The 22,986-nt window shown below is 61.5% G+C and carries 16 protein-coding genes; 12 read left to right on the top strand and 4 right to left on the bottom strand.

Annotated features, from left to right (window positions below):
• The first annotated feature begins 6 nt into the window (after positions 1–6).
• The 11 genes from treZ to FBY01_RS09665 all read left to right on the top strand — a co-directional run bounded on the left by treZ (position 7) and on the right by FBY01_RS09665 (position 14,223).
• Positions 7–1,803: a malto-oligosyltrehalose trehalohydrolase gene (treZ, locus tag FBY01_RS09615; protein ID WP_145307301.1), complete on the top strand. Its 1,797-nt coding sequence runs from the start codon at positions 7–9 to the stop codon at positions 1,801–1,803.
• A complete protein-coding gene (gene malQ / locus FBY01_RS09620; protein WP_010459957.1) occupies positions 1,800–3,878 on the top strand; it encodes a 4-alpha-glucanotransferase in 2,079 nt (692 codons plus the stop codon). The genes treZ and malQ overlap by 4 nt, the downstream gene beginning before the upstream one ends.
• Positions 3,875–6,655, top strand: coding sequence for a malto-oligosyltrehalose synthase (locus tag FBY01_RS09625; RefSeq protein WP_145307303.1), 2,781 nt, complete (start codon positions 3,875–3,877; stop codon positions 6,653–6,655). The genes malQ and FBY01_RS09625 overlap by 4 nt, the downstream gene beginning before the upstream one ends.
• A gap of 21 nt (positions 6,656–6,676) precedes the next feature.
• Positions 6,677–6,991, top strand: coding sequence for a DUF2934 domain-containing protein (locus tag FBY01_RS09630; protein WP_010459953.1), 315 nt, complete (start codon positions 6,677–6,679; stop codon positions 6,989–6,991).
• A gap of 194 nt (positions 6,992–7,185) precedes the next feature.
• A complete protein-coding gene (gene glgX / locus FBY01_RS09635) occupies positions 7,186–9,345 on the top strand; it encodes a glycogen debranching protein GlgX (RefSeq protein ID WP_077749961.1) in 2,160 nt (719 codons plus the stop codon).
• A 1-nt stretch (position 9,346) separates the two neighbouring features.
• On the top strand, positions 9,347–10,336 hold the full coding sequence (locus FBY01_RS09640; RefSeq protein ID WP_102593618.1) for an acyl-CoA dehydrogenase family protein: 990 nt from the start codon (positions 9,347–9,349) through the stop codon (positions 10,334–10,336).
• Entirely contained in the window at positions 10,333–11,091 is a 759-nt protein-coding gene (locus tag FBY01_RS09645; RefSeq protein WP_145307305.1) for a PIG-L deacetylase family protein, read from the top strand. Before FBY01_RS09640 ends, FBY01_RS09645 begins: the two co-directional genes overlap by 4 nt.
• Positions 11,088–11,687, top strand: coding sequence for an SAM-dependent methyltransferase (locus FBY01_RS09650; protein WP_145307307.1), 600 nt, complete (start codon positions 11,088–11,090; stop codon positions 11,685–11,687). The genes FBY01_RS09645 and FBY01_RS09650 overlap by 4 nt, the downstream gene beginning before the upstream one ends.
• Positions 11,684–12,343: a glycosyltransferase family 2 protein gene (locus FBY01_RS09655; protein ID WP_010459942.1), complete on the top strand. Its 660-nt coding sequence runs from the start codon at positions 11,684–11,686 to the stop codon at positions 12,341–12,343. The genes FBY01_RS09650 and FBY01_RS09655 overlap by 4 nt, the downstream gene beginning before the upstream one ends.
• 124 nt (positions 12,344–12,467) lie before the next feature.
• Positions 12,468–13,226 carry a PIG-L deacetylase family protein gene (locus FBY01_RS09660; protein ID WP_145307309.1) on the top strand — a complete coding sequence of 253 codons (759 nt, stop codon included), beginning with the start codon at positions 12,468–12,470 and terminating at the stop codon, positions 13,224–13,226.
• A gap of 196 nt (positions 13,227–13,422) precedes the next feature.
• Positions 13,423–14,223, top strand: coding sequence for an endonuclease/exonuclease/phosphatase family protein (locus FBY01_RS09665; protein ID WP_145307311.1), 801 nt, complete (start codon positions 13,423–13,425; stop codon positions 14,221–14,223).
• A 12-nt stretch (positions 14,224–14,235) separates the two neighbouring features.
• Here the strand turns inward: FBY01_RS09665 and FBY01_RS09670 are convergent, their stop codons facing one another.
• Positions 14,236–14,799, bottom strand: coding sequence for a hypothetical protein (locus FBY01_RS09670; RefSeq protein ID WP_145307313.1), 564 nt, complete (start codon positions 14,797–14,799; stop codon positions 14,236–14,238).
• Between the two features lies 1 nt (position 14,800).
• Entirely contained in the window at positions 14,801–15,571 is a 771-nt protein-coding gene (locus FBY01_RS09675) for a DUF2092 domain-containing protein (RefSeq protein ID WP_145307315.1), read from the bottom strand.
• A 527-nt stretch (positions 15,572–16,098) separates the two neighbouring features.
• Here FBY01_RS09675 and FBY01_RS09680 point away from each other — a divergent pair.
• Positions 16,099–17,172, top strand: a complete 1,074-nt coding sequence (locus tag FBY01_RS09680; RefSeq protein ID WP_077749965.1) for an autotransporter outer membrane beta-barrel domain-containing protein — start codon at positions 16,099–16,101, stop codon at positions 17,170–17,172.
• Between the two features lie 158 nt (positions 17,173–17,330).
• Here FBY01_RS09680 and glgB read toward each other — a convergent pair whose 3' ends face one another.
• Both glgB and treS read right to left on the bottom strand, forming a co-directional pair.
• The gene (gene glgB, locus FBY01_RS09685) at positions 17,331–19,562 is read right to left on the bottom strand and encodes a 1,4-alpha-glucan branching protein GlgB (protein ID WP_145307317.1); all 2,232 of its coding nucleotides are present in this window, start codon (positions 19,560–19,562) and stop codon (positions 17,331–17,333) included.
• 2 nt (positions 19,563–19,564) lie between these two features.
• The gene (treS, locus tag FBY01_RS09690; RefSeq protein ID WP_145307319.1) at positions 19,565–22,906 is read right to left on the bottom strand and encodes a maltose alpha-D-glucosyltransferase; all 3,342 of its coding nucleotides are present in this window, start codon (positions 22,904–22,906) and stop codon (positions 19,565–19,567) included.
• Positions 22,907–22,986 lie beyond the last annotated feature (80 nt).

Raw genomic sequence — 22,986 nt, forward strand, 5'->3', positions numbered from 1 at the left:
TCAACGATGCCGTTACGGACCCTTGAGACCTGGCCCCACGGCGCAATCATGCTGAACGCAGAACACACGCGTTTTGCCTTGTGGGCGCCAGATGCGTTTTACGTCAGTGTCGAACTGGAAGATGGACAATCCTTGCCGCTACTGCCTCAGGCTGATGGCTGGTTCGTGATCAAGACCCGTTGCACGGCGGGTACGCGCTACCGCTACAACATCGATGGCGAGCTGGAAGTGCCGGACCCGGCCTCCCGCGCGCAGGCCGGCGATATCGGCGACCACAGCGTGGTGGTCGATCCACTCGCCTATCAATGGCAGAACAGCGCCTGGACCGGCCGCCCCTGGAACGAGGCGGTCATCTACGAATTGCATGTCGGTGCGCTCGGCGGCTTCAGTGAAGTCGAGAAGCACCTGGCGCGCCTCGTTGATCTGGGCATCACCGCGATCGAGCTGATGCCGCTGGCGCAGTTCCCCGGCGATCGCAACTGGGGTTACGACGGGGTTCTGCCCTACGCGCCCCAATCGTCCTATGGCACTCCCGAACAACTTAAACACCTGATCGACACCGCCCACGGCCATGGCCTGGCGGTGATTCTCGACGTGGTCTACAACCACTTCGGCCCGGACGGCAATTACCTGCATCACTATGCCAAGGGCTTTTTTCGCGAAGACAAGCACACGCCTTGGGGCGCGGCCATCGATTTCCGGCGCCGAGAAGTGCGGGACTTTTTTATCGACAATGCGCTGATGTGGTTGCTGGAATACCGCTTCGATGGTCTGCGCCTGGATGCCGTGCACGCCATTGAGAGCCCGGACTTTCTTCAGGAACTGGCGCAGACGGTTCGCGAGCAAACCAACCCGGCGCGGCACGTCTGGCTGACGGTCGAGAACGAACACAACCAGGCCAGCCTGCTGGAGGAAGGATTCGACGCGCAGTGGAACGATGACGGCCACAACGCCTTGCACGTTTTGCTGACCGGTGAAACCGACGCCTACTACGCTGACTATGCCGACAACCCCACGGAAAAACTGGCGCGCTGCCTGAGCCAGGGCTTCGTGTTTCAAGGCCACGTGACCCGCCACGGGACAACCCGGGGCGAGCCCAGCGGTCACCTGCCGCCCAGCGCGTTCGTGCTGTTTTTGCAGAACCATGACCAGATCGGCAACCGTGCCTTCGGCGAACGCTTGCATCAACTGGCTCCCCTCGAAGCCCTGAAAGCGGCGACCGCGCTGTTGCTGCTGTCGCCGATGATCCCGCTGATGTTCATGGGCGACGAATTCGCGGCCGAAGAGCCCTTCCTGTTTTTCACCAGTCACCACGGTGAGCTGGCGGAGCTGGTCCGTGAAGGGCGACGGAATGAATTCGCGGCCTTCAGCGCCTTTGCCGATCCTCATAGACGCGAACAGATCCCCGATCCGAACGCGCCACAGACCTTTGAAGCGTCGCGGCCAAAACTGACCGCCACCCGGCAATCGGCCATGCAGGGGCTGTATCACCAACTGCTGCGGATTCGCCACGACCACATCATCCCCCACCTGCCGGGCGCTCAAGCCCTGGGTGCCGAGGTGTTGGGCGAAGGTGCAGTGACAGCGCGCTGGCGACTGGGCAATGGCCGACAGCTGCGCATTGACCTGAACCTCAGCGACAAGCCAGTGGTCCACTCCCCACAGGCCGACGCCAGGTTGTTGTTCGAAACGCCGCCTCAGTCAGCCGGCCTGTTGGAACAGGGCACCCTTGCCCCGTATTGCGCGCTAGTCAGCCTCACGGCCGCAGCCCCCTTGCTACCCCCGGATGGAGAGCGCCAATGAGTGATGCGCAATTGGAAATACTGGCCGGCCGTGCCGGTTTGGCAGTCGACTGGATCGACGCCAACGGCCGCCCGCAGAAAGTCGCCCCCTCGGTATTGCGCAATGTCCTGATCGGACTCGGCCACCCGGCCAGCACCGCACAGGAAATCGACGCCAGCCTCCTGCAATTGCAGGAGGTGCAACAGACCCGGCATCTGCCGCCGCTCATTACCGCCGATTTCGGCGTCAGCCTCGACCTGGCGCATTTCTTTGAACCGGAATCGCCGTGCGAGATCCACCTTGAAGATGGCTCGCGACTCAACCTGAAACTGGACGCCGAGGCCCAACTGCCCGGCCTGGTTCCGGTCGGGTATCAGCACGTCAGCATCGACGGACAATCATTTACCCTGGCCGTGGCACCAGCGCGTTGCTACAGCGTCGGCGATGCCGTCGACAGTCCGATCCCGCGCACCTGGGGCCTCAGCGTGCAGTTGTACTCGCTGCGTCGCGCCGGCGATGGCGGGTTCGGCGATACCCAGGCGCTGGAAGACCTCGCTCGAGTGGCCGGCGAACGCGGTGCCGAGGCGCTGGCGATCAGTCCGCTGCACGCGATGTTTGGCAGCGACACCCAACGCTACAGCCCGTATTCACCGTCCAGCCGGTTGTTTCTCAACAGCCTCTACGCTGCGCCGGGCGCTATTCTCGGCGAGCGCGCGTGGCGTGCCGCGATAGACGCCACCGGCCTCGCTGCCGAACTGCAACACCTGGAAGAACAGCCGCTGATTGACTGGCCCGTGGCCGCCGAAGCCAAGCATCGTTTGCTGCAAGCCTTGTATGAAGGCTTCGTCCAGGGCGAACACCCGTTGCATGCCGATTTCAGCAGTTTCCGCCACGCGGCCGGTGAAGCTCTGGAAAACCACTGCCGCTTCGAAGCCATACAAGAAGCGCGCGCCGCCAAGGGTGAAACCCTCGACTGGCGCGAGTGGCCGGAACAATGGCGCGACCCGCGCAGCGCCGCCCTCGCCGAATTTGCCGAAGAGAACGCCGGTCGCATTGGCTTCTTCGCGTTCAGCCAATGGCTGATCACCCGTTGTCTGGAGCGCGCACAAACCGCCGCCCGCAGCGCGGGGATGAGCATTGGGCTGATCGCTGATCTGGCGGTGGGTGCCGACGGCGGTGGCAGTCAGGCGTGGAGTCGCCAGGACGAACTGCTCGCCTCACTGACGGTGGGAGCGCCACCGGACATTCTCAACCGCACCGGCCAGGGCTGGGGCATTTCCGCATTCTCTCCTGAAGGCCTGGTGCGCAACGGCTTTCGCGCTTTCATCGAAATGCTCCGGGCCAATTTCGCCCACGCCGGCGGCTTGCGCATTGATCACGTCATGGGCCTGCAACGGCTGTGGGTGATCCCCAATGGCTCGCCGCCCGCCGACGGCGCCTACCTGTATTACCCGGTGGACGACCTGCTGCGCCTGCTCAGCCTTGAATCCCATCGCCATCAGGCGATCGTACTGGGCGAAGACCTCGGGACGGTGGCCGATGGTCTGCGGGAAAAACTCATCGCCCGCTCGATCCTCGGCATGCGCGTGCTGCTGTTTGAACAGGACAACGCGCACTTCAAATCGATTCTCGACTGGCCGGACAACGCCCTCGCGACCACCAGCACCCATGACCTGCCGACGCTCAATGGCTGGTGGCATGGCCGTGACATCGACTGGAACGCCCGATTGGGCCTGGTCGATGCCACGGGTGAAATCGAATGGCGCCATCACCGTGAGCGCGAGCGTGAAGGCCTGCGTCGCGTGCTGAGCGAGGACCCGCAGAACTTCCGCGAAGAATCCCATGAGACGGACCAGATACTGGACGCGGCGGTACGCTTTCTCGGGCATACCCGGGCACCGCTGGTGTTGCTGCCACTGGAAGATGCCCTGGGCATCGAACAACAGGCCAACCTGCCCGGCACCATCGACACGCACCCCAACTGGTCGCGGCGCTTGCCGGGCAGCAGTGAAGCGCTGCTCGATGACCCGGACGCCTCGCGGCGCCTGGAATTGCTCGCCTGCGCGCGACTTCAGGCTGGCGAGCGTGACCAATGAATCAGTCAATACAACCGCTGCCGCTTCGCGCGTCGTTGCGCCTGCAATTCCATAAAGGCTTCACGCTGGATCAAGCCGTGCCGTTGGTGCCGTACTTTGCCAGCCTGGGCATCAGCCACGTCTATGCCTCGCCACTGCTTGCTGCCCGCGCCGGTTCAATGCACGGGTACGACGTGGTGGACCCGACCACGGTCAACCCTGAGCTGGGCGGCGAAGCGGCCCTGCGTCGCCTGGTTGCGGCCCTGCGCGAACACAAGATGGGGCTGATCCTCGACATCGTCTCCAACCACATGGCCGTCGGTGGTAGTGATAACCCTTGGTGGCTGGACTTGCTGGAATGGGGACGCCTGAGCCCTTACGGCGAGTTTTTCGACATTCAATGGCACTCGCCCGACCCGCTGATGGAGGGCCAGTTGCTGCTGCCTTTCCTCGGCAGCGATTACGGCATCGCCTTGCAGGACGGCACCCTGCCCTTGCGCTTTGATGCACAACGCGGTGCGTTTTATGTCGAGCACTACGAGCATCACTTCCCGATCTGCCCGTCGAGCTACGGTGAACTGCTGCGAACCGACGACGAGCAACTCAAGTTTCTCGCCGACCGTTTCAGTGCTTTGAGCTACCAGACCGACTCGCACAGCCTGGCGCAACCGCTGAAGGCAGAGCTGCGCGAACTGGCCAGTGACCCTGCGATCCTGCAGTGCATTCAGCAGAATCTCAGTGCCTACGATTCGCTGACGCCCGATGGTTTTAAGCGGCTGCACAACCTGCTCGAACGCCAAAGCTATCGGCTGGCCAGTTGGCGCACGGCGGCGGATGACATCAATTGGCGGCGTTTTTTCGATGTCAACGAATTGGGCGGCCTGCGGGTCGAACGCCCCGCCGTGTTCGAAGCGACCCACGCGAAAATCTTCGAGTTGGTGGCTGAAGGCCTGGTCGACGGTCTGCGCATCGACCACATCGACGGCCTCGCCGACCCGCGCGGCTACTGCCGCAAACTACGGCGTCGGGTCGATACGCTGTCGCCCGACCGGCACCTGCCAATCTACGTCGAGAAGATTCTCGGTGAAGGTGAAACCCTGCACCGCGACTGGTCGGTGGACGGCACCACCGGTTACGAATTCATGAACCAGTTGTCGTTGCTGCAGCACGATCCCGAGGGTGAAAAGGTTCTGGGTGAACTGTGGAATCGCTTCAGCGAACGGCCCGCCGACTTCCGTCAGGAAGCGCAATTGGCGCGCCAGCAGATTCTCAACGGCTCCTTGGCCGGCGATTTCGAGAGTGTGGCCCAGGCGTTGCTGCAAGTGGCTCGGGACGATCTGATGACCCGCGACCTGACCTTGGGCGCGATCCGTCGGGCGTTGCAGGAACTGATCGTGCATTTCCCGGTGTACCGCACCTACATCAGCCCGCGTGGCCGTTCTGCCGAAGACGATGTGTTTTTCCAGCAGGCCATGGACGGTGCCCGGCAGACCCTCGGCGAGGCCGATTGGCCGGTGCTCGATTGCCTGGCCGGTTGGCTCGGCGGTGAGCCGTGGCGCAAACGCCCGGTGGGTCGTCAGCGCAAGATCCTCAAGCATGCCTGTGTGCGGTTCCAGCAACTGACTTCACCCGCCGCAGCCAAGGCTGTGGAAGACACCGCGTTCTATCGCTCAGCGGTGCTGCTGTCGCGCAATGATGTGGGCTTCAGCACCGAGCAATTCAGTGCGCCGGTCGCCGATTTCCATGCCGTCTGCATCAATCGCCTGGAGCAGTTTCCGGACAACCTGCTGGCCACCGCCACCCACGACCACAAACGCGGCGAAGACACCCGCGCGCGGTTGGCGGTGTTGAGTGAACGCAGCGCCTGGTACGCCGAGCAGGTCCCGCTGTGGCGGACTCTTGCCCGGCCCTTGCGTGAAGACGACCAGATGCCCTCGGCGGGCGATGAATTGATCCTGTATCAAGCGCTCCTCGGCAGCTGGCCACTCGATTTGCACGGTTACGATCAACCGGCGCTGGAGAACTACACTCAACGGGTGTGGCAGTGGCAACAAAAAGCCTTGCGTGAAGCCAAATTGCAAAGCAGCTGGAGCGCGCCGAACGAGGCTTACGAAAACGCCGTTCAGCAATTCCTGCAACGCTTGCTGCTCAGCCCTGAAGGCGAGCTCTTGTGCACCGCACTCAGCAAAGCCGCCAAGAGCATCGCCGTCCCCGGTGCCCTCAACGGGTTGGCGCAAACCTTGCTGCGCATGACCGTGCCGGGGATCCCGGACCTCTACCAGGGCAACGAGTACTGGGACTTCTCGCTGGTGGACCCGGACAACCGTCGGCCGGTGGATTACGTGAGCCGCCAACAGGCGATGCAGGTGCCGTTGAATCTGCCTGACCTGTTGACCAACTGGCGTGACGGGCACATCAAGCAAACCCTGATCAAGCAGGTGTTGAACCTGCGGGCCGAGCATGCGGAGCTGTTTCGGCGAGGGACGTATCAAGCCCTTGAGGTCGTGGGCAGCCAGGCTCACCGAGTGCTGGCCTTTGCTCGCGAACATCAGGGAAAACGGGCCATCGTGATCGTACCGATTCGATGTGCCCCGCTGCTGGAAAACAGTGCCGAACCCCGGGTTGACGCGCTGCGCTGGGGCGATACACGGGTGAAATTACCGTTCACCGCCTCTGAGGAAAATCTGAAGGGACTTTTCTCGAGCACAGCAGTCACACACCACAGGGAGCTGAACATCAGCGCCGCGCTGGGGGATTTCCCGGTCAATCTCTTTATTCAAACGTTTACCCAAGCTTGAGTTCAGTTCAGGAGTATTGCGATGAGTACCGACGATAAACGCGTTCGCGAATTTGCCTATCAAATCTGGGAATCGGAAGGTAAGCCTGAGGGCCAGGACGCCCGGCATTGGGAGATGGCGTGCAAGCTTGCTGAAGCCGAAGCCCTGGCCCCCAAAAAATTGCCCAAGGCTGCCGGCAGTAAAACGGTTGCCAAGCCTGCTGTGGCCAAAGCCAATGGCAAGGTGCCCGAGCCGAAAGCCAAGGCCAAGCCTGCAGCGGCTTCAAAGGTGATTCCGCCCGGCGAAAAAGCTGCCGAGAAGAAGCCTAAAGCAGCGCGCAAACCGCCTGCTGTCTGACGCTTCACTATCGCGTCCTGATTGACCTCGTGGCCAGCCCCCTGGCCACCGTGGGCTTGCTCGCCCACGAAAAACCTGTAGGAGCGAGGCTTGCCCGCGAAGGCGGCATGTCAGTCGATTCAACTGTGACTGAAACACCGCCTTCGCGGGCAAGCCTCGCTCCTACAAAGAATCCCCTTTTTGCAGGAGCATCTATGTCCAATCCAAAGAAAGCCGCGCCAGAACCTCACGCCGAGGCCTCGCGAATCCGTGAAGGCTTGCCCTTCCCGCTGGGTGCGACCTGGGATGGTCTGGGGGTCAACTTTGCCTTGTTTTCCGCCAACGCCACCAAAGTCGAACTGTGCATCTTCGACGATGCCGGCGAGGTTGAACTCGAACGTATCGAACTGCCGGAATACACCGACGAGATCTACCACGGCTATTTGCCCGACGCCCACCCAGGGCTGATTTACGGCTACCGTGTCTATGGCCCATACGACCCGGCCAACGGTCATCGTTTCAACCACAACAAACTGCTGATCGACCCCTATGCAAAACAACTGGTCGGCCAGCTGAAATGGTCCGAAGCGTTGTTCGGCTACACCATCGGGCATCCTGACGCCGATTTGAGTTTCGATGAACGCGACAGCGCACCGTTTGTCCCCAAGTGCAAGGTGATCGACCCTGCTCACACCTGGGGCAACGACCATCGCGTCAGCGTGCCGTGGGACAAGACGATCATTTATGAAACCCATGTGCGCGGCATCAGCATGCGCCACCCTTCGGTCCCCGAGAACGTGCGTGGCACCTTCGCCGGGTTGATGGTCGATGACGTGCTGGAACACATTCGCAAGCTCGGGGTGTCGTCGGTGGAGTTGCTGCCGATCCACGCTTTCGTGAACGACCAGCACCTGCTGCACAAAGGCATGACCAATTACTGGGGCTACAACAGCATCGCCTTCTTTGCCCCGGACCCGCGTTACCTGGCCAGCGGCAAGATCGCCGAGTTCAAGGAGATGGTCGCGCACCTGCACGAAGCCAATCTGGAAGTGATCCTCGATGTGGTCTACAACCACACCGCCGAGGGCAACGAACAAGGCCCGACCCTGTCCATGCGCGGCATCGACAACGCCTCGTACTACCGCTTGATGCCCGATGACAAGCGTTACTACATCAACGATTCCGGCACCGGCAACACCCTCGATTTGAGTCACCCTTGCGTGCTGCAAATGGTCACCGACTCCCTGCGCTATTGGGCCACGGAAATGCACGTGGACGGTTTCCGCTTCGACCTGGCGACCATCCTCGGCCGCTACCACGAAGGCTTCGACGAACGTCACAGCTTCCTCGTGGCCTGCCGCCAGGACCCGGTGCTGCGCCAGGTGAAGATGATCGCCGAGCCATGGGATTGCGGCCCCGGCGGTTATCAGGTCGGCGGTTTTCCGCCGGGCTGGGTCGAGTGGAACGACAAGTTCCGCGACACCGTGCGCGCGTTCTGGAAAGGCGATGACGGCCAACTGGCCGACTTCGCCAGCCGCATGACTGCGTCCGGCGAGATGTTCAATCAGCGTGGCCGGCGGCCCTATGCCTCGTTGAACTTCATCACCGCCCATGACGGTTTCACCCTCAATGACCTGGTGTCGTACAACGACAAGCACAACGAAGCCAACGACGAGAACAATCAGGACGGCAGCAATAACAACCTGTCCTGGAACCACGGCGTCGAAGGCCCGACTGACGATCCGGAAATCAATGAACTGCGTCAGCGGCAAATGCGCAATTTCTTCGCCACGCTGCTGCTGTCCCAAGGCACCCCGATGCTGGTGGCCGGCGACGAGTTCGCCCGGACCCAGGAAGGCAACAACAACGCCTATTGCCAGGACAGCGACATCGGCTGGGTCAATTGGGACCTGAGCGAAGACGGCAAGGCCCTGCTCAAGTTCGTCAAGCGCCTGATCAAGTTGCGCCTGGCCTATCCGATCCTGCGTCGCGGACGCTTCCTGGTGGGTAATTACAACGAGGACATCGGCGTCAAGGACGTGACCTGGCTCGCCCCGGATGGCAGTGAAATGTCCACCGAACAGTGGGAAGAACCGCACGGCCGCTGCCTCGGCATGTTGATGGACGGCCGCGCCCAGGAAACCGGTATCCGCCGCAAAGGCGGTAACGCAACCCTGTTGCTGGTGGTCAACGCGCACCACGACATCGTCAACTTCACCTTGCCGGAAGTGCCGGACGGCTATCACTGGACGTGCATGGTCGACACCAATCAACCGTCGATTCGCGGACAGGAACGCTTCGAGTTCGGTCACGAATATTCCGTCACCGGGCGTTCGCTGCTGCTGTTCGAATTGCAGCATGAGGAAGAAGAGTGAAATGGACCTTCAAGCGTTTCTCACTCGCCAGCCACCGGACTACGCCGATACTCAGGCGCTAGGCCGGTGCCTGCGGGCGTTGGTGGAGGCTGGGCTTGATCAGCTTCCGCTGCCCGGCAGTGGCCAGACACTGGAGCGATTCCAGCGGTTGGCCGAGGTCGGCGGGCATGACCTGGGGTTGTGCAAGTTGTACGAAGGCCATACCGATGCGCTGGCGATCATCCAGCAGTTGGGTGGCTCGCCGACACCGGGCAGCACGTGGGGGATGTGGGCCGCTGAACCGCCAAACGCCCGGGTGCGCGTCCGTCCGCAGGGACACATGGTCGAGTTGAACGGGCGCAAGGCCTGGTGCTCGGGCGCGGCGGTGTTGAGTCATGCGCTGCTCACGGCCTGGGATCATCAGGACTGCCAGCAATTGGTTGCGGTGGCGCTGGATCAACCCGGCGTGACCGTGACCGATCAAGGCTGGCAAGCGGTCGGCATGGGCGCCTCCGGCAGCGTCGAAGTGCTGTTCGAAGGCGCCGAGGGCCAAGCCATCGGTTCACCCGGCGATTACCTGAATCGGCCCGGTTTTTGGCAGGGCGGCATCGGCATTGCCGCCTGCTGGTACGGCGCGGCGCAAAGCATTGCCGAACGCCTGCGCAGCCATTGCGCGCACCATGAAGAACCCCACGCCCTCGCTCACCTCGGCGCCGTCGACAGTGCGCTGCATGCCGCCGCCGAGGTCTTGCGGGTCAGTGCACTGATGATCGACGCCGCCCCGCTGGACGACGCCGAATTGCTGGCCCGGCGCGCCCGTGCGGTGGTGGAACACACCGCCGAACAGGTCATGTTGCATGTCGGCCACGCCCTCGGCGCGGGTCCCTACTGTAGGGATCGGCAGTTCGCCCGATTGATCGCCGACCTGCCGGTGTTCCTGCGCCAAAGCCACGCCGAACGCGACCTCGCCGCCCTCGGCCAAACCGTCATTACCGGAACATGGACGTTATGAAAACCAATCCTATCGTCGGCCAGGGCACGCCGCTTCATCGGTGGCAGACCTCCAGCCACCTGGCGCAGTTACCGGTGATCGATATCCTGAGCCTGGTGCCGGAAGGTGCCCGCGCAGTGATCATCGCCCCGCACCCGGATGACGAAGTGCTGGGCTGCGGCGGTTTCCTGCAATTGCTCGCCGCCGCCGGTCGGCCCTTGCAACTGATCTCGGTCACCGATGGCAGCGCCAGCCATCCCGGCTCCGAGCGCTGGCCGGTGGAGCGCCTGAGCGCGGTGCGGCCACAGGAATCGGTCGAAGCCTTGCGACGTCTCGGTGTGCCCCTGCACAGCCTGAAATGGCTGCGCGGTGGATTCAAAGACAGCCAGGTCGCTGATCGAGAAAGCGAGCTGAGCGAGTTCATCGAACGTCACTTGCACCCCAACGACGTGGTATTCACCACGTGGTGCGAGGACGGCCATTGCGACCACGAAGCCGTGGGCCGGGCCAGCGCCACAGCGGCAAGACGAGCGGGTGCGACCGTCTATGAATTGCCCGTATGGACTTGGCACTGGGCGACACCTGAAGACAGTTTCGTGCCGTGGCACCGGGCGCGAAAAATCCTCCTGGCCCCGCACCTGGTCGCGCGCAAACGCCACGCGATCCACGCCTTTGCCAGCCAGTTGGAGGGTGACCCGCACATCGGCTTGCCGCCCGTGCTGGCGCCCTATGTGCTGGAACGGCTGCTGCAACCGTTCGAAGTGGTGTTTGTATGAGCGTCGACGACCGCTATTTCGACGGTCTGTTTGCCGGCAACGATGATCCCTGGTCGTTCCGTCAGCGCTGGTATGAACAGCGCAAACGCGCAATCACCCTCGCCGCACTGCCCCGCCCTCACTACCGGGCGATCTTTGAGCCCGGCTGCGCCAACGGCGAGTTGAGCTTTGAGCTGGCCAGCCGCTGCGATCGTCTGCTGTGTTGCGACACCGCCGCCGCAGCCGTGACGCTGGCTCGCACCCGACTCGGCCCGTTCGACCACGCCGAAGTCCGCCACAGCCGCTTGCCTGCCGATTGGCCGGACGAGAAATTCGACCTGATCGTGCTCAGCGAGGTCGGCTACTACCTCGACGCCGATGATCTGAAACGCCTGATCGAACAGGCCGCACAATCGCTGACCGCCGACGGCCAACTGCTGGCCTGCCACTGGCGCCCGCCCATCGACGGCTGTCCGTTGAACGCCCGGCAAGTCCATGACTTGCTCCACGAACATTTGCATTTGCCGCGACTGGCCCTGCATCAGGAAGCGGATTTTCTACTGGAACTCTGGAGTCGTGAACCACGCTCCGTGGCGGCTCTGGAGGGCTTGCGATGATCGGCATTCTGATCCCCGCGCATAACGAAGAAGACTTGCTCGAAGACTGCCTTGAGGCGGCCCTGCTCGCCGCGCAACACGAGCGGCTGGGCGGTGAAACCGTCGAGGTGCTGGTGGTGCTCGACAGTTGCACCGACCGGTCCTCGGAGATCGTCAGCGCCTATCCGGTGCACAGTCTGGCGATCGAGGCACGCAACGTCGGTCAGGCTCGCGCCGCCGGCGCACGGTTTCTGCTGGAGCGCGGGGCTCGCTGGATTTCCTGTTCCGATGCCGACAGCCGTGTGGCGCACGATTGGCTGGTGGCGCAACTGGCCCTCGACGTCGATGCGGTGTGCGGCACGGTCACGGTGGAGGCGTGGCACGAGGCGTTCGATGAGTCGGCTCAGATTCGCTATCACCAGCACTATCAGGCCCGCGAAGGTCATCGGCACATTCATGGAGCCAATCTGGGCATCAGTGCTGATGCCTATCAGCGCGCCGGCGGTTTCGAACCGCTGGCCTGTGACGAAGATGTGCAACTGGTGCGACAACTCGAACGCTGTGGCGCAAACATAGCCTGGAGCCATCGCCCGCAAGTGCTGACCAGTGCTCGACTGGACAGTCGCGCACGCGGTGGTTTCGGCGATTATTTGCGAGACCTGGTACAGCCTGGTTAAAAAATACCGTCTCAGATGACAGCACCACGCGACGAATAGCGAGACTTGAGCAATACTCTCCTCGCGGCAATCCAGGGTATGGAGCGCTGCACATTGCTCTCAAACAGAACAAGGACGTAGCCCGATGAAACCCGTTTCCCTCATCGAAAGCAGCTTGCCGGGACAGGTCTGGAACAGCGCCCGGCAACTGGACAACATCCCCGTCATCAACACCGAGACCCTGGTCCCCACTGGCGCGCGTGCCGTGGTCATTGCGCCGCATCCTGGCGATGAAGTGGTCATGTGTGGAGGCTTGCTTCAGCTCCTTTCCTCGTTGGGTCATCCCCTGCAACTGATCTCGATCACCGATGGCAGCGCCAGCCATCCGGGCTCGCAACAGTGGTCAGAGAAACGCCTGAGTGTGTTTCGCGGCCAGGAAAGCGTCGAAGCCTTGCGCCGGCTCGGTTTACCGATGCACAGCCTGAAGTGGATTCGCGGCGGCTTTACCGACAACGCCCTGGCCAAGCATGAAACCCAATTGACCCAATTCATCGCCCGTTATTTGCGCCCCGGCGATGTGGTGTTCACTACCTGGCGCGAGGACGGCACCTGCGATCATGACGCCGTCGGCCGCGCCAGCGCCAATGCGGCGAGCATGGTCGGTGCGACGGTCAACGAACTGCCGGTCTGGGCCTGGCACTGGCCGACCCGAGATCAAGGACTCTTTCCCTGGCATCGTGCGCGCAAAGTACGCCTCGACACCTGGACCGTCGCGCGCAAAAGCCACGCCACCCACGCCTACGCAAGCCAGCTCGACGGCGAACCGGCCATCGGCATCGCGCCGCTGCTGCCCCGGGTGATACTGGAGCGCATGCGTTTGCCCTATGAAGTTGTCTTTGTCTGACCCAATTCCCCATCCAACCCATCCCTGCGGGAGAGAGCCTGCTCGCGATATCGTTGGGGCAGTCGACATCAATGCTGGATGTCACTCCGCTATCGCGAGCAGGCTCGCTCCCACTTGGAATGGGTGTCGCTCAAACTGAACTGCCCGCCGCTGCATCAGTCGCATGCATAAGCAGCCCAGATTCAGAGGAGTGAACGTGACCAGCGATTCCGAGCAGCGAGCCGTTGAATCAGTGCCCTTGGACTCGCCCCCGGCGATTCATCGATTGAGGGTGCTGACGGTCAACACCCACAAAGGGTTTACCGCCCTCAACCGGCGTTTCATCCTTCCGGAGCTGCGAGAAGCGGTGCGCAGTACGTCGGCTGATCTTGTATTCCTGCAGGAAGTGGTCGGCGAGCACGATCGGCATTCCTCCCGTTACAACGACTGGCCGCAGACCTCGCAATACGAGTTCCTGGCCGACAGCATGTGGAGCGATTTCGCCTACGGTCGCAACGCCGTTTACCCCAACGGCCATCATGGCAACGCGCTGCTATCGAAATACCCGATTCGCGAACACCGCAATCTCGATGTCTCGATCACCGGCCCCGAACGCCGCGGCTTGCTGCACTGCGTACTGGACGTGCCGGGGCACGCGGAAGTCCATGCGATCTGCGTGCACTTGAGCTTGCTGGAAAGTCATCGCCAGTTGCAGCTGCAACTGCTCTGCCTACTGCTCGAATCCCTGCCCGACGATGCGCCGGTCATCATCGCCGGCGACTTCAACGACTGGCAGCTGCAAGGCAACGCCGCCCTCTCCCGCCGCAATTACCTGCACGAAGCCTTCGAACGCCACAATGGCCGCCCGGCGAAAACCTACCCGGCGCGCTTTCCGCTGCTGCGCCTGGACCGGGTCTACCTGCGCAATGCCAGCAGCCACAACCCGCGAATTCTCGGCAATAAACCCTGGACGCACCTGTCGGACCACTTGCCGTTGACGGTGGAAGTGCACCTCTGAGCGATCAAAGCATCAAGGTGCGTTGACCACAACATAGGTCACATTGCTGCCCTGATACTGCGGCTGGTACCAGGTCGAACCGCACTGCATGTACACCGTGTTGTATTGCATGACCTGCACGCAACTGGTGGGCATTTGTGCCGGCGTCAGGATCGAGCCAACCACCGCTGCTGTCACCGCGACCGTCGCGGTCACGGCCGCCGCCGTGGCGATCGGATGATAGTGATCGTCGTAGCCATAGCGGCCATGCCCGTCGACATCAATGTCGACGTCGCGATTGTTGTTGATGTTGACGTTACGAGTGCTGTTGTTGATGTTGGTACGGTTGCCGACAGTGTTCCCGGCATTGACCCGGTTGCCTGAGTTCACCCGATTGCCCGCATTGACGTTGCTCGCGCGCGGCGGGGTATTGATCCGCTGCGCCCGCTGGGCATTGGGGGCTGGCGCACGGTTGACTGACGCCCTTGCCTGCCCCTGACCCCGTGGCCGGGCATCCGCTTCGGCGATCAGGCCGACAGTCAGCACTGCGGCAGTGGCTAGCGATACAAACAGGTTCCACGACATCGACCGGTTCATGTCATTCCCCTCCCTGATCAGCGGCTTTCTTCAGCGCAATCGCCACATCACCCTTGGCCGGTTTGAAGGTGAACATCGACTCCTGGAGGCCAGGCTTCAGGTTCCAGTGATACACCGCGCTGTATTCCGGAAAGCTTTGCTCATCGGTGGTGGTAATCACCAGTTTGCACGGCAGTGGCTTCTCGGACCGTGTGATCCACAATTGCCAGTCGACGCCCTCCTGCCGAAAGGCCAAGTGATCACAGAGTTGGCCCTTGATCGTCGACGGTCCCACGTACAGGGCTTCCTTGAGTGCATCGATCTGGGCCTGATCGCTGCCAAACAGAAACAGGTCTTCCATGGGGATCTGGATCCCGTAATGGTTTTCGATCATGTGCAGGGTTTCGGACACCGTGGGCGGAGCATCCACCGTGGTGTAGTACTTGAGGTACGGTGAGTACTGGGTCAGTTTCTTGCCGTTATAGAAGAACTCTCGCGTTCGGACATCGCCTTCTGTCCGGGCATACATACGGCCATGCCCCAGCACTTTCAGAGTAGTGGAAGCCTCGGACTTGATCTTCTGCCCGGTCTCCAGGACGGTATCCAGGGACACTTCGGCATCTACCTGAAACTTCGACAGGCTGCGCAGGTAGTTGCCCATATCAATCAGCTTATCGACCACCTGCGGATTGATGATCGGGGTGGCGTCCGCCGCCGGTGCCTCTTCGGCGCGAGCCCCTGGGGCAAGGAGCAGGGTAAACATCAGGCAGAAAACACTGGGTTGGGTTTTCATCGATTTTGCTCCTGTCCCTGCGCCGGGCTGCCGCCCGAAACCTTGTGGCTGAATGTTCAGCCTAGTTGCGGCCAGACCTGTTCGCCAGATAGACAAACCGGTGTGAGGACAGCGATTCCCTTGCGTTCATTTCAGCGCAGCATTACTGACAGAATCGAGACATGGACATCGTCGGGCAAGCAGGCCCTGAACCCCGCCCGGACAGACCGGTAGCCCACTATCCAAAGGCTCTGGCCCGAGGGTTTTTTGACGATTTTTCGAACAAACAAGTACTTAGATGCGCGGCAAAAATCAGTCACTTGCGAGCACTAAAATTCCATTACCGCCTATCGGCCATTTTCTTGACGCATTGTCAAGGGTCTTCTTAGCTTCACGTTACTACCCCCGGAAATCCACCAGGGGCAAACCTCCAGACACCCGCGAAATCGGGCGGCCAGCGGCTTGCCTCAATCCATTCGGTCGCCCCTCATTCGGGGTAGGAGAGACGCCAAAGCGAGATACGGCATGCGATTGCAAGGTAGACCCCCATGAAAACTTCATTCACCCAACAAGAGATCAAAATCACTTTTTGCACTGTCTCGAGTTCTCTGCTGCTGTGTTCGTCCATGGAGGTGCAAGCCGGGCACGCAGAGGATGAAACCGCCCCCTGGTATCGCCAGGATGTTCCGGCAATGACCTTGCCCACGATACACATCACCGCCCCCTACCCCGGCCATTTCAGCGCCGCCTCCGATACACGAAGTTCTCGCCTGACCATCGAAGATGCCGCGCCTTCGACCTGGGACCAGTTGTACGGGCAGGCATCGCGACAAGCACAGACCGATGTAATGACCCAGGGGTTTTCCAGCCCTGGCAGCACCGAATTCAAAGGCCCGGCGATCCTGACCCTGCAAAGCGGTAGCGGCCATACCCAACGGGTCGGCCTGATCGGCGGGATGACGCAGTTACAAGGCAACAGCAACGGCCTGTTGACCAGTCGCGCCCTCGCCGCCCCCGAGACCGACACCCTAAACCTTCAAGGCCAGAGCCTCGGCGCCTACTGGAGCCTGACCGGGCCACAAGGCTGGCACGTGGATCTGTCGGCCAGTGGTGGACGGGTCGCCGGTTTCAGCCGTAACGACCAGGGCGCGCGGATAGCAACCGAAGGCAGTGCGGTGACGTTGTCGGTGGAAGGCGGTTTTCCGATTGGGGTCAGCGAAAACTGGGTAGTCGAACCGCAAGCGCAGTTGATTAATCAGCGCATCACGCTGGATACGCCTTATGCCGGTTCAAGTAATGCATCGTCCAGCGACCTGACGTCCTGGAGCGGCCGGGTCGGCGCAAGGTTGAAAGGTAGTTACGACATCAACGGCCTGGGGGTCGAACCCTATGTGCGGACCAACTTGTGGCACACCGTGTACACCGGCAACACCGTGACCCTCGATCAGGTCGACAAGATCAGCAGCAGTCGCAACTCATCGACGGTCGAAGTGGGGTTGGGGCTGGTGGCCAGAGTCACGCCCGCGGTGAGTTTCTACGTCAGCGCCGATTACAGCAGTGATGTGGATGAAAATGATTTGAATGGGTTGATCGGGAGTCTGGGTGTGCGGATGCGGTGGTGAAGTGATCGTTCCCACGCTCCGCGTGGGAATGCCTCCAGTGGCGCTCTGCGTCACATCGTAGGGACGCTCTGCGTCCCGGGGCTGCATTCCCACGCGGAGCGTGGGGAACGATCATGTCGCAGCGAGCCTGCTCGCGATGGGAGAGACCCCGTACTGGATCAACCCTCAGGACTCAGGATCAACACCGCCAACGGTGGCAGATTCAACACCAGTGAAATGTTCTGGCCATGGCTCGGCTCTTCCTCGGTAAACGCCCCGCCGTTGTTGCCATAGTTGGACCCGGCATACATCGCCGCGTCGCTGTTGATCACCTCGCCCCAGCGCCCGGCGAACGGTACGCCGATGCGATAGGCCTGACGCGGCACCGGCGTGAAGTTCGCCACCACCAACACCGGCCGCCCTTCCTTGCTCCAACGCAGAAACGCGTAAACGCTGTTGATCGCATCATCGCCGATCAACCACTGGAAGCCTTGCGGCGCGTCGTCCTGGTCATGCATCGCCGGCTCTTCGCGGTACAGCCGATTGAGGTCGCCGACGAGTTTCTGCACACCCTTGTGTTCGGAGTATTGCAGCAGGTACCAGTCCAGTTGCTGATCGTGATTCCACTCGCGCCACTGGCCGAACTCGCAACCCATGAACAGCAGTTTCTTGCCCGGGTGCGCCCACATGAAGCTTAAATAGGCCCGCAAGTTGGCAAACTTCTGCCAGCGGTCGCCAGGCATCTTGTCGATCAGCGAGTGCTTGCCGTGCACCACTTCATCGTGGGAGATCGGCAGAATGAAACGCTCGGACCAGGCATACACCAGGCCGAAACTCAGCTCGTTGTGGTGATGGGCGCGGTACACCGGATCCTGTTGGATGTAATGCAGCGAATCGTGCATCCAGCCCATGTTCCATTTGTAGTCAAAGCCCAGCCCGCCCTGTTGCGTGCTCTGGCTGACACCCGGCCACGCGGTGGACTCCTCGGCAATCACCAGCGCACCGGGCGCTTCGATGTTGACCACGTCGTTGAGGTGGCGCAGGAAGTCGATGGCTTCGAGGTTCTCGCGACCGCCGTGACGGTTTGGCACCCATTCCCCGGCCTTGCGCGAGTAATCGCGATAGAGCATCGACGCCACGGCATCGACCCGCAGGCCATCGACGTGGAAATGCTTGAGCCAGTGCAGCGCCGAGGCCAGCATGTAGCCGTGCACTTCGGTGCGGCCCAGGTTATAGATCAGCGTGTCCCAGTCCTGATGGAAACCTTCCTGCGGATTGCCGTATTCGTACAACGCGGTGCCATCGAATTGCGCCAGGCCGTGGGTATCGGTGGGGAAATGCGCCGGCACCCAATCGAGGATCACGCCGATGTCAGCCTGGTGACAGGCGTTGACGAAGGCGGCGAAGTCATCCGGCGAACCATAACGGGCGCTCGGGGCGAATTGCGAGAGCAGTTGGTAACCCCAGGAACCGCCGAACGGGTGTTCCATGATCGGCATCAGCTCGATGTGGGTGAAGCCCAGTTCCTTCACATAAGGAATCAGCCGCTCGCCCAGTTCGTGCCAGGTGTACTGGCGCGCCACTTCACCCAGATCGTCCAGCTCGCATTGCCACGAGCCGGCGTGCAATTCATAGATCGACAACGGCGCACTCGGCAGATGACGCTCGCCACGAGACTCCATCCACGCCTGATCCTGCCAGTCGATGTTCAACGGTGAGGCGACTTTGGACGCGGTATCCGGCGGCAACGAGGTGGCCAATGCCATCGGGTCAGCCTTGAGCGGCAGAATCCCGTGGGCGCCGAGGATTTCGTATTTGTAGGTTTCCCCTGCCTGCAAACGCGGGATGAACACTTCCCAGACCCCGGTGGGATGGCGCAAACGCATCGGGTGCCGACGACCGTCCCAGTTGTTGAAGTCACCGACCACCGACACCCGTTTGGCATTCGGCGCCCACACGGCGAAACGCACGCCGTCGACGCCGTCCACCGTCTTCAACTGCGCGCCGAGGCAGGCGCTGAGGTCGCGATGATTGCCTTCGGCGAACAGGTACAAGTCCATTTCGCCGAGTAATGGGCCAAAGCTGTAAGGGTCCTCGGAAACCTGTTCGCCACCGGCCCAACGGGTGCGCAAAAGATACGGCTGCGCCCGATCGAAGTGCCCGACAAACAGGCCCGGCGTCTGGGTGGCTTCAAGGTTGCCGAGTTCTTCCCCGGAGTCCCTGGCCAGTACCTGCACGCTCAGCGCGTCTGGCAGATACGCTCGAATGAATTGCCCGCCGGCGTCATCGCCGTGGGGGCCGAGAATTGCAAAAGGGTCGTGATGTTCGGCGCGTACCAGCGCGTCGATATCCCGCGATCTGGGCAGCAACGCTTCTTTAGCGTGACCCTGTTCCTTGTTCGAGAAACTCATGACTACTCTCCACCAAGCTCGGAAAAGGGTTTAAGCCCACTCAATAATCCATACAAACCGTGCAATGGCACCGGCAGCCACGTGGGGCGATTTTCAGCCTCATAGGCCACCTCATACGCCGCCTTCTCCAGCCCGAACAACGCCAACGCGGCGTCCTCGCCTTCCGGATCTTGCCACGCATGAGCAAGACTAGCTGCCGCCAGCCGATAAGCGTCGACAAATGCCTGTTTTGCTTCATTCAAATAACGGTCGGCTACTCGTTGCCGTGCCGCTCGGGCTTCGGCGGTGTTGTCGACGTTATGCACGTTGATCGCCATCGCCGCGGCGTAATCGAAGGAGCGCAACACGCCACTGACATCTTTGTACGGGCTGTGCTTGCCGCGTCGCTCGCTCAGCGGCCGTGCCGGCTCGCCTTCGAAGTCGATCAAGAAGGCGTCGCCCTTGATCACCAGCACCTGACCCAGGTGCAAGTCGCCGTGGACGCGAATGCGCAAACCACCGACGGCTTTTTCGCCCAGGTCCTGGACATGACTGAGGATGGCTTTTTTGTTGTCCAGTAAACGAGTGACCAGCGCTTTGTCCGCCGGGTTCAGTTCGCTTTGATGCTGTTTGAGCAACTTCAGCGAGTGCTCCAGTTGCGCCGCGACGTCCTTGGCCGAGGCCAGGGCCTCTTTTTGCGTGGTGACCTGCGGGGCGAAGTCCGGGTCATCGGTCGGGGCCGCCAGCACCTGGTGCATCTCACCCAGCCGTTGGCCGAGCATGCCGGCGAAGTCTTTGAGCTCACCCAGTGCGTTGTAGTGCTGCTCCTGCTCGGACATGGCGTCGGCCAGTTCGTCGCGCAGTGCCCGTTCGAGGTTGTTCTGGGTCCATTCCCAGGCATCGCCCTGATTGCTCAAATAGCCTTGGGCAATCATCAGCAGATTGTCCTCGCCCTTGGCGTCGCGGCGAACCACCGACCCCAGCAGCGGCGAGATATTGCTAAAACCGGCGTTGGTCAGATAGGCGCTCATTTCCAGTTCCGGGTGCACGCCCGAGGCGACCTTGCGGATCAGCTTCAGCACCAGGCTGCTGCCGATCACCACCGAACTGTTGGACTGCTCGGCCGACAGGTAGCGCACTTCGGATTCGGCCGTCAGGCCCAGTTTGGCCAGCTCCTCGGTCTGTTCGAAACGGATCTCGCCGCCATCGGAAGGCAACACGGTGTTTTCCTGCATGCCTCGCAGCACCGCGCGGATGAAGTTTTCCAGGCTGAACGCATCGGTGATCAACCCCACCTGAGGGCCACGTCGCACTCGAGACAGCGCCAATTGCTGCGGCAGCGCCGGCCCGACCTGATCATCAGCAATGAAGCCGAAAGGCAACTGGTAACGGCTGGTCTGGCCGCCGCTGGTGACTTCGATTTCACTCAAAAGCACCGGATGCTGCGCATCGCCGAAGCGCACGCCATAGACCAGGTTGACCTTCTCGATGGCCGCGTCCTTGCCGGCGAACCAGCGACGGTTTTGCAGCCAGTTCGGCAAGATGCCCTGCTCCAGCGTGCCGCGCGACGGCGCTTCGAGCAGTTCTTCCATGCGTTTTTTCAACACCAGGGTGGTGAAGTCCGGCAGGCTTTGCGCCGGTTCTACGTGCCAGCTGGGCATTTGATTCTCCGCAGCAAGTCCAAACCAATAAAAGCCGTAAGGCGCCAGCGTCAGGAGGAAATTCAACTGGCCGATCGGCGGGAAGGCGTTACCCCCGAGCATCTCCACCGGCACCATACCGGCGTAAGCCGACAGGTCCAGCTCCGCCGCTTGCGCACTGCGCGATACGTTGGCCACGCACAGGATGATTTCGTATTTGCCGTCCGGCCCGTCGTATTCACGGGTGTAGGCCAGAATTCGCCGGTTGCTCGGCGAGAGCATTTTCAGCGTGCCACGCCCGAAGGCCTTGGACTGTTTGCGCACGGCGAGCATGCGCCGGGTCCAGTTCAGCAGCGAATGCGGGTCGCCGGCCTGGGTCTCGACATTGACCGACAGGTACCCGTATTGCGGGTCCATGATCGGTGGCAGCACCAGGCTTGCCGGGTCGGCGCGGGAAAACCCGCCGTTGCGGTCGATCGACCACTGCATCGGCGTACGCACACCATCACGGTCGCCGAGGTAGATGTTGTCGCCCATGCCGATTTCATCGCCGTAATACATCGTCGGTGTGCCCGGCATCGACAGCAGCAGACTGTTGAGCAGTTCCACCCGACGGCGATCCCGCTCCATCAACGGTGCGAGGCGGCGGCGAATACCGAGGTTGATTCGCGCCCGACGGTCGGCCGCGTAGTAGTTCCACAGGTAATCGCGCTCCTTGTCGGTGACCATTTCCAGGGTCAACTCATCGTGGTTGCGCAGGAAAATCGCCCACTGACAGTTGGCCGGTATCTCCGGGGTCTGGCGCAGGATGTCGGTGATCGGGAAACGATCTTCCTGGGCCAGCGCCATGTACATGCGCGGCATCAACGGGAAGTGAAAGGCCATGTGGCATTCATCACCGTTGAGGCCTTTTTTATCGGTGTCACCGAAGTACAGCTGCGTGTCTTCCGGCCATTGATTGGCCTCGGCCAGAAGCATGCGGTCTGGATAGTTGGCGTCGATCTCGGCACGGATCTGCTTGAGGACGTCGTGGGTCTCGGGCAGGTTTTCGTTGTTGGTGCCGTCGCGCTCGATCAGGTAGGGAATCGCATCCAGGCGCAGGCCGTCGATGCCCATGTCGAGCCAGTAGCGCATCACCGACAGCACCGCTTTCATGACTTGCGGGTTGTCGAAGTTGAGGTCTGGCTGGTGCGAATAGAACCGGTGCCAGAAGTACTGGCCGGCGACCGGGTCCCAAGTCCAGTTGGACTTTTCGGTGTCGAGAAAGATGATGCGGGTGCCGTCGTATTTGTGATCGTCGTCGGACCAGACGTAGAAGTCCCGCGCCGCCGAACCGGGTTTGGCTTTTCGTGCGCGCTGGAACCACGCGTGCTGGTCGGAGGTGTGGTTGATGACCAGCTCGGTAATCACCCGCAGGCCGCGTTTGTGGGCCTCGGAGATGAAACGTTTGGCGTCGGCCATGGTGCCGTAATCGGGGTGGACGCCACGGTATTCGGCAATGTCGTAGCCATCATCGCGCCGTGGCGACGGATAGAACGGCAAGAGCCAGATGGTGTTGACGCCGAGGTCGGCAATGTAATCGAGTTTGGCGATAAGGCCGGGAAAGTCGCCGATCCCGTCGTTGTTGGAGTCGAAAAAAGACTTAACGTGAACCTGGTAGATCACCGCATCCTTGTACCAGAGCGGATCCTTGATAAAGGTGGCTGCCTTGGGTTTCTTCGCCATTTGAAACTCCTGTTGAATTCAGTGCAGCCCCTGAGCCGAACGCCTACCTGTGGCGAGGGAGCTTGCTCCCGCTCGGCTGC

The sequence above is a fragment of the Pseudomonas sp. SJZ077 genome (assembly GCF_007993905.1).
GTDB lineage: Bacteria > Pseudomonadota > Gammaproteobacteria > Pseudomonadales > Pseudomonadaceae > Aquipseudomonas > Aquipseudomonas mandelii.

Excerpts from the sequence above, each read along its gene's own strand:
- treS (WP_145307319.1), bottom strand. The coding sequence starts at position 22,906 with ATGGCGAAGAAACCCAAGGCAGCCACCTTTATCAAGGATCCGCTCTGG.
- FBY01_RS09640 (WP_102593618.1), top strand. The coding sequence starts at position 9,347 with ATGGACCTTCAAGCGTTTCTCACTCGCCAGCCACCGGACTACGCCGAT.
- FBY01_RS09630 (WP_010459953.1), top strand. The coding sequence starts at position 6,677 with ATGAGTACCGACGATAAACGCGTTCGCGAATTTGCCTATCAAATCTGG.
- glgB (WP_145307317.1), bottom strand. The coding sequence starts at position 19,562 with ATGAGTTTCTCGAACAAGGAACAGGGTCACGCTAAAGAAGCGTTGCTG.
- FBY01_RS09660 (WP_145307309.1), top strand. The coding sequence starts at position 12,468 with ATGAAACCCGTTTCCCTCATCGAAAGCAGCTTGCCGGGACAGGTCTGG.
- FBY01_RS09680 (WP_077749965.1), top strand. The coding sequence starts at position 16,099 with ATGAAAACTTCATTCACCCAACAAGAGATCAAAATCACTTTTTGCACT.
- glgX (WP_077749961.1), top strand. The coding sequence starts at position 7,186 with ATGTCCAATCCAAAGAAAGCCGCGCCAGAACCTCACGCCGAGGCCTCG.
- FBY01_RS09655 (WP_010459942.1), top strand. The coding sequence starts at position 11,684 with ATGATCGGCATTCTGATCCCCGCGCATAACGAAGAAGACTTGCTCGAA.
- malQ (WP_010459957.1), top strand. The coding sequence starts at position 1,800 with ATGAGTGATGCGCAATTGGAAATACTGGCCGGCCGTGCCGGTTTGGCA.
- FBY01_RS09650 (WP_145307307.1), top strand. The coding sequence starts at position 11,088 with ATGAGCGTCGACGACCGCTATTTCGACGGTCTGTTTGCCGGCAACGAT.
- FBY01_RS09625 (WP_145307303.1), top strand. The coding sequence starts at position 3,875 with ATGAATCAGTCAATACAACCGCTGCCGCTTCGCGCGTCGTTGCGCCTG.
- FBY01_RS09645 (WP_145307305.1), top strand. The coding sequence starts at position 10,333 with ATGAAAACCAATCCTATCGTCGGCCAGGGCACGCCGCTTCATCGGTGG.
- FBY01_RS09670 (WP_145307313.1), bottom strand. The coding sequence starts at position 14,799 with ATGAACCGGTCGATGTCGTGGAACCTGTTTGTATCGCTAGCCACTGCC.
- FBY01_RS09675 (WP_145307315.1), bottom strand. The coding sequence starts at position 15,571 with ATGAAAACCCAACCCAGTGTTTTCTGCCTGATGTTTACCCTGCTCCTT.
- treZ (WP_145307301.1), top strand. The coding sequence starts at position 7 with ATGCCGTTACGGACCCTTGAGACCTGGCCCCACGGCGCAATCATGCTG.